At 56.0% G+C, this 18,452-nt stretch carries 16 protein-coding genes; 6 read left to right on the forward strand and 10 right to left on the reverse strand.

Annotation, left to right across the window (positions count from 1 at the left end; genetic code table 11):
• Positions 1-8: 8 nt before the first annotated feature.
• The 10 genes from AC2TEM_RS02325 to AC2TEM_RS02370 form a co-directional block, all read right to left on the reverse strand.
• The gene (locus AC2TEM_RS02325) at positions 9-785 is read right to left on the reverse strand and encodes an enoyl-CoA hydratase-related protein (protein ID WP_170421449.1); all 777 of its coding nucleotides are present in this window, start codon (positions 783-785) and stop codon (positions 9-11) included.
• Positions 786-858: 73 nt separating this feature from the next.
• Positions 859-1,314, reverse strand: coding sequence for a cytochrome c-type biogenesis protein (locus AC2TEM_RS02330; protein ID WP_170421446.1), 456 nt, complete (start codon positions 1,312-1,314; stop codon positions 859-861).
• Complete coding sequence (locus AC2TEM_RS02335) at positions 1,311-3,275, reverse strand: heme lyase CcmF/NrfE family subunit (protein WP_170422436.1); 1,965 nt, start codon at positions 3,273-3,275, stop codon at positions 1,311-1,313. Before AC2TEM_RS02335 ends, AC2TEM_RS02330 begins: the two co-directional genes overlap by 4 nt.
• A gap of 74 nt (positions 3,276-3,349) precedes the next feature.
• Positions 3,350-3,928, reverse strand: a complete 579-nt coding sequence (locus AC2TEM_RS02340) for a holin family protein (RefSeq protein WP_170421443.1) — start codon at positions 3,926-3,928, stop codon at positions 3,350-3,352.
• Entirely contained in the window at positions 3,919-4,530 is a 612-nt protein-coding gene (locus AC2TEM_RS02345) for a holin-associated N-acetylmuramidase (protein ID WP_170421441.1), read from the reverse strand. Before AC2TEM_RS02345 ends, AC2TEM_RS02340 begins: the two co-directional genes overlap by 10 nt.
• A gap of 149 nt (positions 4,531-4,679) precedes the next feature.
• Positions 4,680-5,126 carry a cytochrome c maturation protein CcmE gene (gene ccmE, locus AC2TEM_RS02350; RefSeq protein ID WP_170405562.1) on the reverse strand — a complete coding sequence of 149 codons (447 nt, stop codon included), beginning with the start codon at positions 5,124-5,126 and terminating at the stop codon, positions 4,680-4,682.
• 7 nt (positions 5,127-5,133) lie between these two features.
• Positions 5,134-6,162, reverse strand: coding sequence for an N-acetyl-gamma-glutamyl-phosphate reductase (gene argC, locus AC2TEM_RS02355; RefSeq protein ID WP_170421438.1), 1,029 nt, complete (start codon positions 6,160-6,162; stop codon positions 5,134-5,136).
• A gap of 94 nt (positions 6,163-6,256) precedes the next feature.
• Entirely contained in the window at positions 6,257-7,066 is an 810-nt protein-coding gene (gene murI, locus AC2TEM_RS02360) for a glutamate racemase (protein ID WP_170405556.1), read from the reverse strand.
• 8 nt (positions 7,067-7,074) lie between these two features.
• Positions 7,075-7,953 carry a lysophospholipid acyltransferase family protein gene (locus tag AC2TEM_RS02365; RefSeq protein WP_170421435.1) on the reverse strand — a complete coding sequence of 293 codons (879 nt, stop codon included), beginning with the start codon at positions 7,951-7,953 and terminating at the stop codon, positions 7,075-7,077.
• A gap of 78 nt (positions 7,954-8,031) precedes the next feature.
• The gene (locus AC2TEM_RS02370) at positions 8,032-11,451 is read right to left on the reverse strand and encodes an indolepyruvate ferredoxin oxidoreductase family protein (protein WP_170421432.1); all 3,420 of its coding nucleotides are present in this window, start codon (positions 11,449-11,451) and stop codon (positions 8,032-8,034) included.
• A gap of 169 nt (positions 11,452-11,620) precedes the next feature.
• On the opposite strand from AC2TEM_RS02370, the gene AC2TEM_RS02375 reads away from it, so the two are divergent.
• The 6 genes from AC2TEM_RS02375 (at position 11,621) to grxD (ending at position 18,452) form a co-directional block, all read left to right on the forward strand.
• The gene (locus tag AC2TEM_RS02375; RefSeq protein WP_170393176.1) at positions 11,621-12,529 is read left to right on the forward strand and encodes a LysR family transcriptional regulator; all 909 of its coding nucleotides are present in this window, start codon (positions 11,621-11,623) and stop codon (positions 12,527-12,529) included.
• A gap of 269 nt (positions 12,530-12,798) precedes the next feature.
• Positions 12,799-15,045 (forward strand): mechanosensitive ion channel family protein, encoded by a 2,247-nt coding sequence (locus AC2TEM_RS02380; RefSeq protein ID WP_170393177.1) that lies wholly within the window; start codon positions 12,799-12,801, stop codon positions 15,043-15,045.
• Between the two features lie 189 nt (positions 15,046-15,234).
• Positions 15,235-17,394, forward strand: coding sequence for a phosphoribosylformylglycinamidine synthase subunit PurL (gene purL / locus AC2TEM_RS02385; protein ID WP_170608861.1), 2,160 nt, complete (start codon positions 15,235-15,237; stop codon positions 17,392-17,394).
• A 138-nt stretch (positions 17,395-17,532) separates the two neighbouring features.
• Positions 17,533-17,769, forward strand: coding sequence for a BolA/IbaG family iron-sulfur metabolism protein (locus AC2TEM_RS02390; protein WP_170421425.1), 237 nt, complete (start codon positions 17,533-17,535; stop codon positions 17,767-17,769).
• 43 nt (positions 17,770-17,812) lie between these two features.
• A complete protein-coding gene (locus AC2TEM_RS02395; RefSeq protein WP_170393180.1) occupies positions 17,813-18,103 on the forward strand; it encodes a hypothetical protein in 291 nt (96 codons plus the stop codon).
• The gene (gene grxD, locus AC2TEM_RS02400; RefSeq protein ID WP_170393181.1) at positions 18,090-18,452 is read left to right on the forward strand and encodes a Grx4 family monothiol glutaredoxin; all 363 of its coding nucleotides are present in this window, start codon (positions 18,090-18,092) and stop codon (positions 18,450-18,452) included. The genes AC2TEM_RS02395 and grxD overlap by 14 nt, the downstream gene beginning before the upstream one ends.

Raw genomic sequence — 18,452 nt, forward strand, 5'->3', positions numbered from 1 at the left:
TTGAATGATCAGCGCCCTTCGAATTTCGCAGGGCGCTTTTCCAGAAAGGCTACGACGCCTTCGGCAAAGTCTCGGGTACGTCCGCATTCGCCCTGCAGGTGGGCTTCGGCCGCAAGTTGCTGAGGTAACGTTCTATCGTAAGTTCCCCGGATCGCTTTTTTGATCGCGCGAAACCCAGAGGTTGGGCCATTCGCCAAATACGCAGCTCTCTTGCGCCAATGAGCGTCGAACTCATCATCTGCAACCGCTTCCCAGATCAATCCCCATTCATCCGCCTGGCGCGCACTGATCTTGTCTGCAAACAGCGCTGCACCCATCGCTTTGGCAAACCCCATCTGACGCGGCATGAACCAGGTGCCGCCTGCATCGGGCAGCAGACCGATCCGAGCGAAAGCTTGCAGGAAATAGGCACTCTCGGTTGCTATCACCACATCGGCACAAAGTGCCAGGTTAGCCCCCGCCCCCGCTGCTGGCCCGTTAACTGCCGCTATAGTTGGCACGGGGCAATCATAGACAGCCTCAAGCATCGGTTCATATTCGTCCCGAAGCGCGCGTTCGAGGTCGATCTTTCCTGTGCTCGACGCGTCGCCAAGATCTTGCCCCGAACAAAAGGCAGGTCCAGCACCGGTCAGGACGATCGCGCGAGCGTGTTGCGCGGCATCTTTCATTGCGTAGGTGATCTCGGCCCGCATCTGCGTCGTCAACGCATTCATCTTATCCGGCCGGTTCAATGTCAAAACCGCCAAATTATCAGTAATGTCCAGAAGGACCGCTTCGTATTCCATGCAAAACCTCAGCTGCGCAGCGTTCTGCAAAACACTGACGCAAATGCGGAAAAAGGAAAAGAAGAACCGCGCGTCAGTCTTCCAGAATTCGGCGCAGACGCTCTTGTTCTTCCTCACTAAGGCCTTCTGAATGCGCTACTTCCTGATGCTGCGAACGCTTGCGCAAAAAGTTCCACCCCATGCCGGCCGCTATCAGCAGCATGACAGGAGCCGACAGCCATAACAACAGATTGGCGCCGGTCGCGGTGGGTTTCAGCAGCACATATTCGCCATAGCGATCAACGATGAAGTCCACAACCTCTTGATCAGTATCCCCCGCAACCAGACGTTCTCGCACCAAGATACGCAGATCACGCGCAAGTTCGGCATTGCTTTCGTCAATGCTTTCGTTCCGGCACACCAAGCAGCGCAGACCGGTACTGATATCCCGTGCTCGTGTCTCGAGCGCCGGGTCGTCAAGCACTTCATCCGGCTGAATAGCCATGATCGGGGATGCAATCAGCAGCAGGACAACAAGCAGGCGCTTCATTCGGCAGGAACCCCGCTTGCAGGCGTTTTCCGTGCACCGGCTGCAACACGGAAACGGCGATCCGACAGGCTGAGCACACCGCCCAGAGCCATGAGGATACATCCGCCCCAAATCCAGTTGGCCAGAGGTTTGATATAGGTTCGCATCACCCAGCCGCCATCAGCTTGTTGATCCCCGATCACAACATATAGATCGCGCAGAAAGCGGTAGTCGATTGCAGCCTCAGTTGTCGGCATCCGTGCCACAGGGTAGTCGCGCTTTTCCGGGTTAAGAGTCGCGATATAGCGCCCGTCCTTCTCAACAAGCACATCCGCCATGGTTGAGAAATAGTTCGGCCCCTGTACCTGACGCACATCTTGCAACGTCAACGTAAACTGCCCCACTTCAAAAGGCTGACCCGGTTGAGCGACACGAATATCCTCGACTTCCCAAGCGGTTAGGCCTGCGATGGCAAACATGGTGACACCCAAACCACAATGGGCCACCGCCTTACCCCAGTCTGCGCCGGGCAGTCGAAACAGGCGTCCAAAACTGCCTTTGCGGCCAGTGCGGCTCCAAAGATCGACGATGGCGCCGAAGGTGATCCACGCCCCCAGGAACAAACCTACGGGTCCCAATGCGCTGCGTCCGGTCTGCATCACCCAGACCAGTATCGCGATCGTGACCGCCAGTACAAATGCATAGCGCAAAGACCATGCCGCCCGGCTTAGCTTGCCCCGCTTCCACGGCAGCATTGCGCCGACGGGAAGAACGATTCCGAGGGCGACCATGAATGGGGTAAATGCCGCATTGAAGAACGGCGCGCCCACCGAGAGTTTTCTATCGAACGCCATCTCGGCCACCATTGGCCACATTGTGCCAAAAAACACGACAAAGCAGCTAACTGCCAACAAGATGTTGTTCAGAACCAATGCACTTTCGCGGCTGACCATTCCGAAGACACCCTTCGCCTCCATCGCCTGCGCGCGTGCAGCAAACAGGGTCAACGCACCGCCGGTAAAGATGATCAGGATGAACAGGATAAATACGCCACGCTCAGGATCATTGGCAAAAGCATGGACCGAAGTCAGCAGCCCCGATCTCACGATAAAGGTCCCGATCAGAGAAAACCCAAACGCGATAATCGCAAGCAAGATGGTCCAGCTTTTCAACGCCTCGCGTTTTTCCACCACGATGGAGGAATGCAATAGAGCGGCCGCCAGTAGCCAAGGCATAAAGCTGGCGTTCTCAACAGGATCCCAGAACCAGAACCCGCCCCAGCCCAATTCGTAGTAGGCCCACCAGGATCCAAGCGCGATACCGATCGTCAGGAAGACCCAAGCCGCCAATGTCCAAGGCCGTACCCAACGCCCCCAAGCCGCGTCCACCCGGCCCTCGATCAATGCAGCAACGGCAAAACTGAACGCCATGCTGAGGCCGACATAGCCCAGATACAGGAATGGCGGATGGAAGGCCAAACCGGGGTCCTGCAGCAGCGGGTTCAGGTCCCGTCCATCGAACGGAGGAACAGGCAGTCGGTCAAACGGGTTCGATGTGAAGAGGATAAAGGCATAGAAAGCCACTCCGATCGCGGCCTGAACGGCCAGCACCCGCGCCTTTAAGGTCGGAGGCAAGCCAGCGCCGAATATGGCGGCCATCGCGCCGAATATCGCTACAATCAGGACCCATAACAGCATCGAACCTTCATGGTTTCCCCAGGTCCCGGTAATCTTGTAGAGCATCGGTTTTGCCGAATGGCTATTCTCCACCACGATCCGCAACGAGAAGTCAGACGTGGTAAACGCCCAGACCAGCGCACCGAAGGAAAAGGCGGCCAAGATGAACTGCGTGATGGCGGCCGGTTCAGCGAAAACCATCCACCCGTTCCAACGGTTGGCAGCCCCGATCAACGGCACCACAGTTTGGACGATGGCAACGAGGAAGGCTAAGATAAGTGCGAAATGGCCGAGTTCTGTAATCATGGCCTGCTTATACTGCGGCACCGGTGCAAGTGCCATTCACATTCGCCTCGGATCACCGCACATAATGTCGCGCCTCAGGTCTTTCGTAGCCGCTTCCAGTCCTCCAATGCAGGGTTCGAATCCGGCTGGTTGACGGCTTCGGCCAACGATGCGTCCGAGCCAGTATCGGCGACACCCGGACTGTCATCGCGCAACCCGCGGATCGTTTCAAGATTGGCGATCACCTCAGGCGCCCTCAGCATTGTCGCGCTGATTTCTCTTTGAAAATCCTGCGCTTTGATCTGATGCCGCGCGCCAAAGTAAAACGACACGATCACCCCTAACAGCCACCACAGTGGCTCTGGCACCAGCGCAATTCCCTGCATACGTGCTGCGAACCACAGCGGATCGATCATGGCGGCCAGAAACAAACCCAATGTTCCCAAAGCCAGCGCCGGTCGCGGAAGGCGATTCAGCCCGTCCATGAACCGATCAAATCTGGTTTTGCTTGGGGCTTGGAATTCAGTGCCGAATTGCGCCATGGCCGCACTGCGCAGTTCGACAGAACGCTCGGCACCGCTTTCTACATTTTCGCGAAACACTTCCGCAGTTTCGCGAACCACATTGCGACCTCCGCCAAACAAGAGCGCCAACAAACCCGAGATCAAACCCATCCCGAAACCCTTTTCCGAAACGCGTCCTCGCTCAGATGATACTTGGGCGATAAAAACTCTTCGGCACGCTTGATCCATCCGCCTTTGCCGCCCGCGCGTGTTCTGGCATATTTACGAAGAGCCATCCGCCGGTCTGCTAAACGGAAGTAATAGTTTCGTCTTGCGACCCCATAGGCATCGCGAAACACCAGAGGCTTTGGACTAGCCGCCTCGCGGCTCGCCTGCGCAGTCTGAGGGCCGATGACCCCGTCAACCGTAATGTCATACTCCATCTGCCGCAGCAGGTTCTGCAGGATTTTCACCGCTTGAGCTCCTGCATTGACGTACATGTCGAACACGGATGCCTGTACGGCTTCCGGCAGCACCTGAAGGCGTGGTTTCTCAAAATAGTGTTCCAGAAAAATATCGACGGCCTGCGCTTTGCTAAGCATGCGCACGTCTTGTTGCGTCACCGAACCATCTCGGTCCAGATCGAGACCCAATCTGCGCATGGTATGGATCGTCACCCCGTATTTCGTGGCACCGCCGGGATCATCGAGGTCATCCACAAAACCACCTTCCCGCGCCACGATCCCTTTTGCAATCTGCCGCACTGTCCGCATTGCCGCCCCCTCTGCCAAACTTTGGTAAACGGTCGGACAATTTCGTTAACACCACTGCAAAACAAAGGGCGCTGCCTACCTCTCGCACGCAACGCCCCGCTTCTTCTGTTTAGAAATTTTAGCGCCGATGGCATTCAGCGATGCTGCATTCAGCTATCGCCTGATTCCTGATAAACGCCTTGCTCTTTTAATGCGTCCACAACCTCTTTGGGCATGTAGGTTTCATCATGTTTCGCAAGGATTTCAGTGGCTTCAAAGACTCCGTTCACATAACTTCCGGTGCCCACCATACCCTGATTTTCCGAGAACAAATCAGGCAGAACACCGGTAAAAGCGACCTTTACGCTTTCACCGCCGTCGGTCACGACGAAATGCACAGTCTCACCCTGCCCGCGAATGATCGAACCTTCTTCGACCAATCCACCTATACGGAACACCTCGGTCGGTTTCGGCGGTTCTGCAATCACCTGACTGGGTGAGCGGAAGAAGTTGATGCCATCACGCATCGCATATCCAATCAGACCCGTCGCCAGTATCAGGGCCGCAACAGCCACTAGAATGACTTGTACACGACGACGTTTCTTAAGCGTTTTCATACCGTCCTCACGGGAACAAGGGGGCCATCATCAGACCCAGGGTTTCATCCTCACCTAACATCAGGTTGGCGTTCTGCAAGGCTTGCCCACTGCTACCTTTTGTCAGGTTATCCAATGCTGCCACCACGATTGCACGGCGTTCGATCCGATCTCCAACGACACCGATATGGCAGAAGTTCGACCCCCGCACATGGTGGGTTGAGGGCGTCTCGCCAAATGGCAGCATCTCAATGAAGGGCTCGGCTTCATAGGCCGATTGAAGTGTCTCATACACGCTCTGCGGGTCACCCTTTACATAGGTTGTGGCCAGAATACCCCGGTTGGCTGGGATCAGGTGCGGTGTGAACTGCACATGCACCGTCCGTCCAGCCAGTTCCGTGAATTCCTGATCAAACTCGCCCAGATGCCGGTGCGTCCCGCCAACGGCATATGCGTTCGCCCCTTCACTGAGTTCTGCGTGCAATAGATTCTCTTTCAGCGCCCGTCCTGCGCCCGAGACCGCGCATTTCAGGTCCAGAACGATGTCATCCAGATCAATCACACCCGCCGAAATCAGCGGACGCAGCACATACTGACCCGTCGCGGCATTGCATCCGGTCCCGGCAACCAGCCGAGCGCCGCGGATTTCGTCACGGTAGAACTCGGTCAGACCATAAACCGCCTCTTTCTGATGCCCAAGCGCGGCATGTGAATTCCCATACCACTTCTTGTATTCGTCGCCATCGCGAAGTCGAAAATCTGCTGACAGGTCAACAATTTTCAAGGTGTTGGGCAGTTCGCGAATGACTTCCTGACTGGTCTTGTGCGGCAGAGCGCAGAAACACAGGTCGATTTGGCTAAAGTCGATCTCGGAAATCTTGCAAAGCACCGGCAAATCCATATGGCGCAAATGCGGAAATACCTGCGCCATTGTCTGTCCAGCCTTCCGCTCGGCGGCCAGAGCTTTGATTTCCATACTCGGATGCCCGGCGATCAGCCGCACGAGTTCCGCGCCGGTGTAACCAGAAGCGCCAAGAATTGCGATTTTGTGGGTCATGTCAGACCTCTTTCATTCATGTGTCACATGGGGTGACCGCCGCTGTGACGGTCAACGAATTACGGAATCGGAAAAGCGCCGTCCTTGACCTAGGTCAGGCGGCTTCAAAGGTGATTTGTCGTCGGAGGAACTGAGTCGCGCGATCCGTCACAACGCCCGGCTTACCCGTTGTCAGGAAGCCATCAGTGCCCTCACCCAGCATATTCGGATGCCGTTGCAAGTAGTCTGCAAGGCTTTCCGCAACCAGATCACCCTGGCTATAGACTTTCACATCCGGTCCGAGCGCCTGCTGAAACGTCTCTGCCATCAGCGGGTAATGCGTACAGCCCAGAATGGCTGCTTGCGGTTCCGGCATCTTGCGCTTCAGAGCATCCACATGGCTGCGTACCAAGGCCTCGGCCAAGATCATGTCGCCCTCTTCGATGGCGTCCACCACCCCGCCGCAGGCTTGCGCCTCGACATCAACCCCGATCGCCCGAAACGCCAGCTCCCGCTGAAACGCACGGCTCGACACTGTCGCGGGCGTCGCAAACAGCGCAACATGCTGCACCTGAACCTCACGCGGTGGAGAGTTGTCGCCCCATTGCCGTTCAGTCAGCGCCTCAATCAAAGGCACAAATACGCCCAGTACACGCTTTCCTTCTGGCACGCCCGCTTCTTGCATCCGACGCAGGGCGGCGGCGCTTGCGGTATTGCAGGCCAGAATCACCAGATTGCAGCCGCGATCCCAAAGGTCCTGCACAGCGTTTCGTGTCAGGTTAAAGATATCCTCGGCATCGCGCACACCATAAGGCGCATGCGCGCTGTCCGCGAAATAAAGGAAATCAACGTCGGGCAGACGTTTCTGCGCGGCGTTCAGGACGGTCAAACCACCCAATCCGGAATCAAAGATACCTACTGCCATTTGCCCCTTCAGGCGCGATGCCGTTCCTCGAATTCATAGCCATAGTCATAAGACTTCAATGGCTCTGGAGACAGCTCATACGTGGCTTTGCGCAGGAAATCCATCATCTTGCGCGTATCCTTGCCCAGCGGGTCCAGAATGTCGCGCCCAATGGGGTCTCCTACAACCACGCGGACGGGGGTATCGACACGTTTCTTGAACTCTTTGATCAGCAACCCCATCCGCAGAGTGTTGTGCAGATGGCTGGCAATCTGGAACAAACGCGAGGTGTGACCATCGAAGAAAACCGGCACAACGGTCGCATTGGATTTGGCAACCATCCGCGCTGTAAATCCGCGCCACCCTGGATCCATCGGATGAGAAAATGGCTTGGCCGCAGTGCTGACGGTGCCACCCGGGAAGATCCCGATTGCACCACCATCGCTTAGGTAGTTCAGAGCGGTTTTTCGGGTCGCAAGGTTCAGCTTCATCGCATCTTTTGTGGCATCAAACGAAATTGGCAGCACGATGCTGTTCAGGTCTTCAGCTTTGCGAAAAACATGATTGGCGAGAATGCGAAAGTCTGTCCGAGTCTGAGACAGGATGTGTCCCATCATTAGCCCGTCTAGAATGCCATAGGGATGGTTCGCAATCAGGATCAATGGCCCATCTTTTGGGATGTTCGACAACGCACCGCCAACCACGTCTAATGTCAGCCCATATCGATCCACCATTACGGACCAAAAATCACGCCCCTGTGCGACCTCCTGCTCATACCCGTCAGCGCGGCGGATAAGACGCAGACGACCGGTGGTGTTTTCCATCAGCTTGATCACCATCCGCCCGCTCCGCGTTTCTGCAGAATGGGCGTAAGAGATGTCACGAGCGACGTGATGGCGCGAGGGCATTGGCTACTCCGGTTTGCTGCCGCTTAGATAAGGCCGGGTAGCCATTTTGCATAGGTTTGATGACAAGCTTGTAAAGCCTCACTCTGCCGCAGCTTTCATCTGAGGCCCGCCATCGCGAATAACAGCCAACAATTCCTCGCGACGTTTCGCAGCCTTGGCTTCATTCGCGACCAAAACCGGACCGAAACCGCGAATGTCCAATGGCAGAGCCGCAAGGGCCGCGATCGCATCACTGGTTTCGGGTTTCAGGCTGGGCAAAACCTCTTTCATGTCCTTTTCATACTGGCGGATCAGAGCACGCTCCATTTTGCGCTCTGTCGTGTAGCCAAAGATATCCAGCGGAGTGCCGCGCAAACCTTTCAGCTTGGCTAGAACCTTCAACGGACCAAGAAACCACTCTCCGAACGCTTTCTTGGCCGGGCGTCCATTGTCGCCCTTCGTCCCCAGGGTTGGCGGCGCAAGATGGAAGGTCATCTTAAAGTCACCATCAAACTCGGCCTCCGCCTTCTGGCGACTGTCGAGCAGCAATCGGGCGACTTCATATTCATCCTTATATGACAAAAGCTTATGGTAGCCTTTGGCAATAGCCTCACTAACGTGTTGATCTTCGACGCTGTCGACCAGCTTGCGATAACGTTTCGCCAACCGCTTGTTCTGATAGTCGATCAGGTGCGCAGCGCGGAAATCGATCACTTGATCGAGGGTCTTTGGTAACTCTGCTACGTTGGGGCGCAAAATATTGGCCACGTCGTCGGGGTGGGTCACCGCCCAGCGACCAACTTCAAAGGCGCGTTTGTTGCGCTCGACCGCCGCACCATTCAACTCAATAGCACCCATTATCGCTTGGTGACTGATCGGTAGCAAACCACGCTGCCAGGCTGCGCCAAAGACCATCATATTGGAATAGATTGAGTCGCCCATCACGGCTCGCGCCAGATCGGTGGCATCGAAAAGGGCCACCCCATCTTTCAACCGCGCCTGCAGCGCAAGCTGCAATTGATCGCTGGGGATTGTGAATTCTGTATCGCGCGTGAAGTCACCGGTGATAATTTCATGACTGTTCACAACAGCGCCGGTCTGGCCGGCTTGCGTGAGGCCAAGCGTCTTGGCCCCGGCCGATACCACCAGATCACCGCCGATCAGCGCATGCGCCTCGCCAGTGGCAACACGGATCGCGCTGATATCATCGGGCCGGTTGGCCAGACGGCAATGGATATGTACGGCGCCACCCTTCTGTGCGAGGCCGGCCATTTCCATCATACCGGCACCCTTGCCGTCGATTTGTGCAGCTTGCGCCAGAACCGCCCCGATGGTGACAACGCCTGTGCCGCCAACTCCGGTAATTACGACGTTATGAGTGCCATTGATCTGTGGCAAAACGGGGTCCGGTAGATCGGGCAAGTCGAGGTCGGTCGTCGCCTCTTTGCGGATTTTCGCCCCTTCAACGGTTACAAAAGACGGGCAGAACCCGTTCAAGCAGGAAAAATCCTTGTTGCAGCTTGACTGATCAATCGCACGCTTGCGGCCAAGTTCGGTCTCTTTCGGTACGATGGAAACACAGTTCGACTGAACGCCGCAATCTCCGCAACCCTCACAGATATCAGTATTTATGAACACTCGCTTATCGGGGTCGGGGAACGTGCCGCGCTTGCGTCTCCTGCGCTTTTCAGCTGCGCAGGTCTGGACATAAATAATGACCGATACACCCTCGATTTCGCGGAATTTTTCCTGAACCTGCATCAGTTTTGAACGCTCGAACGTCTCAACGCCCGAAGGCAACGCACCAAAATTCACATCTTCTTTTTCGTCGTAAACGACAGCAACGTTGCTGACTCCCATCGCGCGGACCTCGGCGACGATGCGTTCGGCACTTAGCCCACCTTCGTTCTCCTGACCTCCGGTCATCGCAACGGCGTCGTTATAGAGGATCTTAAAGGTGATATTTGTGCCCGCGGCCAGTGCCGCCCGGATCGCCTGCACGCCGGAATGGTTATAGGTGCCATCGCCGAGGTTTTGGAAAACATGTTGTGTGGTCGAAAACGGAGCCTCGCCAATCCAGTTCGCCCCTTCGCCGCCCATCTGGGTGAAACCGGTGGTTTCGCGATCCATCCACTGCACCATGTAGTGACAGCCAATCCCGGCATAGGCTCGGCTGCCATCAGGCAGCTTGGTTGAACTGTTATGCGGACATCCTGAACAAAAGTATGGTAAACGCGCCGCGATTTCCTGCGCATTGTCAGCCCGGCGCGCTTCGGACAGCGCCTCCAGTCCGGCACGAACGCCATCTGTATCGCGCCCCTCTTCGATTAGGATCTCACCCAGCTTCTCGGCAATCATGATCGGGTCAAGCGCCCCTCGGGTCGGGAACAGTTCTTCGCGGTGCAGCGTCCCCGCGCCGCCTTTGTACCAGCCATAAACACGGCGCCCACGACGGTCGTCAAAGATCGCTTCTTTAACCTGAACTTCGATCAGCTTGCGCTTTTCCTCGACGATCACGATCAGATCCAGCCCCTCAGCCCAATCGTGGAAGCCCTTCATATCCAAAGGGAAAGTCTGACCGATCTTATAGGTGGTAATGCCTAGCCGTTCGGCCTCATCCGCGTTGATGTTCAGCAGCGACATGGCATGAGTCAGATCAAGCCAGTTCTTACCCGCCGCCACAAACCCAATCTTGGCGCCCGGTTTTCCCCAGACCCGCTTGTCCAACTTGTTGGCGTGCGAAAAGACCTCTGCCGCAAAGCGCTTGTGGTCGATTACGCGCGCTTCCTGCAGATGCGGCGTATCACCCAGCCGAATATTCAGCCCACCCTCTGGCATATCGAATTGAGGGGTGACCAGCTGCATTCGGTCAGGGCGGCCATCTACGACGGAAGTCACTTCGATCGTGTCTTTCATCGTTTTCAGCCCGACCCAGACCCCGGCGAACCGGCTGAGCGCGAATCCGTAAATGCCATAGTCCAGAATTTCTTGCACACCTGCCGGGCTGACCACGGGCATATACATGTCCACCAGTGACCATTCCGACTGATGTAAAACGGTCGAGCTTTCACCCGTGTGATCATCGCCCATGGCCATCAATACACCGCCATGTTGCGCCGTGCCCGCCATATTGGCATGGCGCATCACATCACCGGATCGATCTACGCCCGGCCCCTTGCCATACCAGAGCCCAAAAACACCATCGAATTTTCCGTCGCCACGCAGCCCCGCCTGTTGGCTGCCCCATAATGCGGTTGCGGCCAGATCTTCGTTCAATCCGAATTGAAAGGTGACATCCTTTTCGGCGAGTTGCTTTTCTGCACGAGACATCTGAAGGTCTACAGCCCCAAGCGGAGACCCCCGATAGCCTGTGACCAGACCCGCTGTGTTCAATTCCGCCGCAGTGTCTCGTACTTTTTGCATCAGCATCAAACGCACCAGTGCCTGCGTTCCGTTCAAAAGAACCGGGCTTTTGGACAGGTCGAACCGGTCGTTGAGTGAAATTTTCGGCTGACTCATCTGACGTCTCCCCTCGTCGGATTAGTGTGCTTTATTCTCGTGCATATTAGGTCATAAATACTGACCTGTATAGTGATTTTACTCTATTCCGTAACGATTTCCGGGTTTCATTGTGGAATTTGTTACCTGTTTCATATAGGGCTGCGCGAGGATAACGAAAGTTGCGGCGATGGATTGGGATAAGCTCAGAATATTTCACGCGGTTGCAGACGCTGGCAGCCTCACACACGCGGGAGACAAGCTCAATTTATCTCAATCCGCAGTGAGCCGTCAGATCCGCGCGCTTGAAGAATCACTCGATGCAACCTTGTTCCACCGCCATGCACGCGGTCTGATTCTGACAGAACAAGGCGAATTGCTGTTCGATGCCACGACGGCCATGCTGAAACGTCTGGATGCCGCTGCAGCGCGTATCCGGGATAGTGAAGATGAGGTCTTTGGCGTACTGAGGGTGACCACCACCTTCGGGTTCGGCACGCTGTGGCTCGCACCGCGCCTACCGAAGCTCTATGAACAGTATCCTGACCTCAATATCGACCTCATGCTTGAAGAGCGGGTATTGGATCTGCCAATGCGTGAAGCCGATGTGGCCATCCGCATGAAAGAGCCCAGCCAGGCCGATCTCGTGCGCAAACGTCTGATGACAGTGCAGATGCTGCTCTATGCAACGCGCAGCTATTTGGATGCTCATGGTGGGGCGCCTGAAACGCTGGAAGACATTTCCAAGCACCGATTGATCTGCCAAACGCCCGCAGCCCCTCAGGTTGGGGCAAGCGCGTCGATGGTTCGTCACCTTATGACATACAATCCCGGCTCGTTGCTGACCGTGAACAACTATTTCGGCGTTCTTCAGGGCGTGCTGCATGATCTGGGTATCGGAGTACTTCCTGATTATGTGACTGAGGACTTCCCGGATCTGGTCCCCGTCATGTCAGACATCGAAAGTGCTGATGTACCGGTTTACCTCGCCTACCCCGAAGAATTGCGTCATTCCAAACGGATAGCGGCATTTCGGGACTTTGTGCAGGATGAGATAATCGCCCATCGCAAACAGCTAAGGCAATTGGGCAAGCTATAGCCATGCACTCAGAGCATAGCGGGCATGACGCCGGGGTCTGCTAATAGACCTTGATCGTTAATAAACTGATCCCTAAATGAGCACATGAAGGCGGTGATGCTGAAACGCTCATCATCTTCATACCTCCCTGTTGGACTACGGCCGAGCTTAGTGCTCGGCCTTTTTTTTGCGCGAGGCTGATGCAATTCAGTGGAAAGCACTGGGAAAATCCAACGCGTAGGCCTATGATCCCGAAAAAACACCTAAATTTCGTGTTCGAGGGCTAATTCATGTTCCACTCATTCCGCCTATTGTTGGCGATGATTTCAGTCTTGTTCCTGGCCGTGCCACTTCATGCACAAGACACAAGCACAACCGCTACAGTTGAAATTCCCGAAGATCTGACGCCAGAGCAGGTTGATGATCTGGTTGCGCGCATGTCTGACGACCAGGTACGGGCAATCCTTCTGGAACGCCTTGACGCTGTTGCCGAAAAGCAAGCGGCGGAAAAGGAAGGTCAGGAAGACCCGCTGACCGAGCTCAATGAGATCTGGGCAGAAATGGTCGCATCCTGGACACATGTTCTGACCACAGTTCCCAATATCATCAGTGCGCAAATCACTGCATTTAGCAATTTCTCTGACAAATTGGGGGGCGCTGGTGTTCTGACGCTAATGGGGCTGGTGCTCTCGGTCCTGATAGTCGGCTTCATTGCTGAGAAGCTATTCATTTTCCTGACCCGCCGCTGGCATGAGGCAACCGAGCCCTCGGGTGACGCTGATCTCAGAGGCGCTGTGAACTACCTGTTCCGCCGATTTTGCCGCGAAATTGCAGGGCTTATCGTATTCTACGTCGTCATTCGGGCGATTGGCCGAGGATTGCTGAGCCCCGAGCAGATCATCTATGCAGCCCCATTTGTATTCTACCTAATCTGGGTGCCGCGTCTGGGGGCAGCAGTCTCGCGCTTTGTTCTTGCGCCGCAAAAGCCACAATTCCGATTGGTAAACATTGACGACCACTGGGCAAAATACCTGCATCGCAACCTGATCGGTCTGCTGATCCTTATCGGCTTTACCTTGTTCGTACTAAGGTTCAACGCGCTCAACGGGGTAACCGGCGATCAAACGCGCATCGGTTTCTGGCTGAACGCTGCAATCCACGTCTATATTGGCATAATCGCCTGGACTGCGCGCGAAGGTTTGTCACAGATGATGCTGGGTACCGACCCGGACCACACCAAGTTCGACGAAGAAGTCGCGCGGTATTACCCGTATTTTGCAATCGGCGTTTCGGTCGTGATTTGGCTGCTGGTCGAATTCCTGGTGGCACAACGCAACCCGGCGCTGATCCGCGTGCTGTCCGGTGGAGCGCATTTCACAACCATGTTCTGGCTGTTGATTGCACCTGCACTTGATACATTGATACGTGGTTTGGTGCGTCACCTGCAGCCGCCAATGTCGGGCGAAGGGCCATTAGCAGAACGCGCCTATCGATCGGCCAAGCGCAGTTATATTCGCATCGGTCGGGTGATTGCTGGCCTCTTCGTCGTCTTCATGATTTCCCGTGTTTGGCAGCTTGATCTGCGCCATGTTGCGTCCGCAGGTATCGGTGCCGAAGTTGGCGGCGCAATCATAGAGTTCCTGCTGATCATCGCTGTCGGCTACATCCTGAACGAGATCGTCTCTCTGTGGATTAACCGTCGTCTGGCCAAGGAACAGACAGCGGCCGAGGAGCTGGATGAAGAAGCCGGCGGAGAAGGTGGCGGCGCGGGTGGTTCGCGTCTGGCGACCGTCCTGCCCTTGTTGCGGATTACCGCACAAGTCACCATCTCGGTGATCTTCGGCCTACTGGCCCTGAGCGCTCTGGGCATTAACATCACGCCGCTGCTGGCTGGTGCTGGTGTTTTGGGTCTGGCCATCGGCTTTGGTGCGCAGAAACTGGTGGCCGATATCGTTGGCGGCATCTTCTTCCTGATCGATGACGCCTTCCGCGTCGGCGAATATGTCGATGTCGGCGGGACCATGGGAACGGTCGAGAAAATTTCGATCCGCTCAATGCAGCTTCGCCACCATCGTGGTCCGGTGCACACTATACCTTATGGCGAGATTCAAAAGCTCACCAACTTCAGCCGTGACTGGGTGATCATGAAGTTGAAATTTACTGTGCCGTTCGACACCGACCCCAACAAGGTCAAGAAGATCTTCAAGAAGATCGGTGCCGAGATGATGCAGGACGAGGTTCACAAAGATGGCTTCCTGCAGCCCTTCAAATCTCAGGGTGTGTTCGACTTCGACGATGTCGGTATGATCATCCGAGGCAAGTTCATGGCCAAGCCCGGCAAGCAATTCACACTGCGTAAGGAAATCTTTAACCGTGTGAAGGCCGAATTCAACGCAAATGGTATCGATTTCGCCCGCCGCGAGGTGCGCGTCGCCATCCCGGGGTTGGATGAGGCTGAGAACATAACTGAAGAACAAAAAGCTGCCGCCGGTGCAGCCGCCGCAGATGCGGTCAACAAAGGGCAAAACCCCGCCTGACACTTAGGCTTCGACACGTTTCAGCCGCTGGCTGAACCAAATCAGCACGCCTCTGAAATCGGAACCGGCCTTATGGCCGGTTCCGTTTTTTATTGCCCGATGACCCCTGTGCGGGTTTGGCTCTTTCCTCAAGCGGCCCATTGCCCTAAAAGGCCCGCAATCTCGGCCCACTTGGACACAGGACAGAAGATGCAAGAGCCCGCCATCACACCCGATCTGATTGCCGCACATGGGCTCAAGCCCGAGGAATACGACATGATCCTTGAGATCATCGGGCGTGAGCCGACCTTTACCGAGCTTGGCATCTTTTCGGCGATGTGGAACGAGCATTGTTCTTATAAGTCATCCAAGAAATGGTTGCGCACCCTTCCAACCTCTGGCCCTCAGGTTATCTGCGGCCCAGGCGAGAATGCGGGTGTCGTCGATATCGGCGACGGTCAGGCCGTGGTGTTCAAGATGGAAAGCCACAACCACCCCTCGTATATCGAACCCTATCAGGGCGCGGCGACCGGCGTGGGCGGCATCCTGCGGGATGTTTTCACCATGGGCGCACGGCCCATCGCCTCGATGAACGCACTGTCCTTTGGCGAGCCGGGCCACCATAAGACGCGCCAATTGGTGAACGGAGTGGTCGAGGGGATTGGCGGCTACGGCAACTGCTTCGGTGTGCCTTGCGTGGGTGGCGAAGTTCGGTTCCACCCGGCCTATAACGGCAACTGCCTTGTGAACGCGTTTGCCGCTGGTCTGGCTGACAGTGACAAGATTTTCTACTCGGCCGCTTCGGGCGTTGGGATGCCCGTCGTCTATTTGGGCGCAAAAACCGGTCGTGACGGTGTGGGCGGAGCAACCATGGCATCGGCCGAATTCGATGACACCATCGAAGAAAAACGCCCCACCGTTCAGGTCGGCGACCCCTTCACCGAAAAGCGCCTGATGGAAGCAACGCTGGAACTGATGCAGACCGGTGCCGTGATCTCGATCCAGGACATGGGCGCAGCGGGCTTGACCTGCTCGGCTGTAGAGATGGGCGACAAAGGTGGTCTGGGCGTGCGTTTGGACCTCGAGAATGTCCCGCAGCGCGAAGAGAACATGACAGCCTATGAAATGATGCTGTCGGAATCTCAGGAACGGATGCTGATGGTCCTCAAACCTGAGCTTGAGGCCGAGGCCCGCGCCGTGTTCGAAAAATGGGACCTCGATTTTGCCATCGTAGGCGAAACCATTACCGAAGACCGTTTCCTGATCATGCACAATGGTGAGATCAAAGCCGATCTGGTCCTGTCTAAACTGTCCTCGACCGCGCCTGAATACGACCGCCCGTGGGAACCGACCCCTGAGTCCGCGCCACTGGAAGACGTACCACAGATCGATCCGATCGACGGTCTGCGCGCCCTGCTCTCTTCACCCAATTACGCAGGCAAACAATGGGTCTATGAGCAATACGACACCATGGTCATGGCGGATTCAACTCGCACGCCGGGTCTGGGCGCTGGCATGGTCCGCGTACATGGCACCGACAAGGTGCTGGCCTTCACCAGCGACGTAACCCCGCGCTATGTCCGTGCAAACCCGGTGGAAGGCGGCAAACAAGCGGTGGCGGAGGCCTATCGCAACCTGACCGCCGTGGGGGCCAAACCACTTGCCACCACAGACAACCTGAACTTCGGGAACCCCGAAAAGCCCGAGATCATGGGTCAGTTCGTCGGCGCGATCCAAGGTATCGGTGCCGCCGTTGGTGCGCTGGATATGCCCATCGTGTCGGGCAACGTCTCGCTTTATAACGAGACAGACGGTCAGGCGATCCTGCCAACCCCCACCATCGGCGCGGTTGGTCTTCTTGCTCATAGCGACGAGATCATCGGAAACGAGGTTCGGGATGGCCATGTTGCGCTGGTCATTGGCGAAACCAACGGCCATATGGGTCAGTCCGCCCTGCTGGCCGAGGTATTCAACCGCGAGGACGGAGACGCGCCGCACGTTGATCTGGCTGCAGAGGCGCGCAACGGGGAATTCATCCGTGCCAATCGCGAGATGATCAAAGCATGTACTGATCTGAGCGATGGAGGCCTTGCACTGGCTGCGTTTGAACTTGCTGAAGCTGCAGGCGTAGGCGTTTGCCTGGATGATGCATCATCCGAGTTCCTATTCGGCGAAGACCAGGCCCGTTATCTTGTGGCGTGCAACTTCGATCAAGCCGAGGCGCTAATGATCGCTGCCGGTCAGGCTGGTGTCCCGCTGGTCTCGGTTGGTCGATTTACCGGTGAAAGCGTGAAGATCGGCAATTCCGAAGCTCCTTTGGCAGAACTGACCGAGACCTTCCGCCAGAGCTTTGCCGCCGCGGTCGCCTGATAAATCGTCTCTTCCGAATTCCAGAATTCCCGCGTCTTCCATAGGCGCGGGATTCGCGTATCTGAAAGATGCTCGACATCTTGCACGCCCGCTCTCATCACTCTACATCTTGGGAAAGACCTACAGGAGTGAACCTACATGCCGATGAGCGCCCACGAGATCGAAACCCTGCTGCGCGAAAGCTTTCCCAATGCGCAAATTCAGGTTGGTGGCAGCGATGGCGTGCACATGTCCGCCATGGTCGTGGACGAGAGCTTTCGCGGCAAAAACCGCGTTCAGCAACAGCGTGCGGTTTACGCTGCGCTGAAAGGCAAGATGGATGGATCTGATGGGGAATTGCACGCGCTGGCGTTGACGACGAAGGTACCTGAATGACACAGAACTACTTTCAAAAAAGCGCCTAAGTGGCTTTGAAAAGATGAGTGGCTGGCCCTTCTGGATATCTCTTCTTGGTGCATTGATAGTTGTCGCCGCCCTCATCGAAGCCTATGTCAAACGCAACAGAAAACGAAAACTGTCGGATATGCGCCCTGACCCCGATACGCTTAGCAAGGTTGGGGGAATTGAACGATACGGGCTTGATCCGGTGACGCTTGCACAAGCAGAACACCGGCGGCTTGAAGAAGAAGGATGGGCACCTGAACTGCCCGATAACCGAACGACCGCCGCGCAAGCGGATGAAAAGGAAAAGCAAGATGAGCGACGTTAAGACCCAGATCGACGAAACCGTCAAAGCCAACGATGTGGTGCTTTACATGAAAGGCACCAAAGAGATGCCGCAGTGCGGGTTCTCATCCCGGGTGGCCGGTGTTCTGAATTACATGGGCGTCGAATACACCGACGTAAACGTTCTGGCTGACGAAGCTGTGCGCCAGGGCATCAAGGACTACTCCGACTGGCCAACCGTGCCTCAGCTTTATGTCAAAGGCGAGTTTGTCGGCGGTTGCGACATTATCACTGAAATGACGCTGTCGGGCGAGCTAGACACACTGTTCGATGAAAACAGTGTGGGCTATAACAAAGACGCTGCGGACAAAATCCGCGAAGCAAACGCGTAA

Source organism: Ruegeria sp. HKCCD3925 (genome assembly GCF_057221175.1).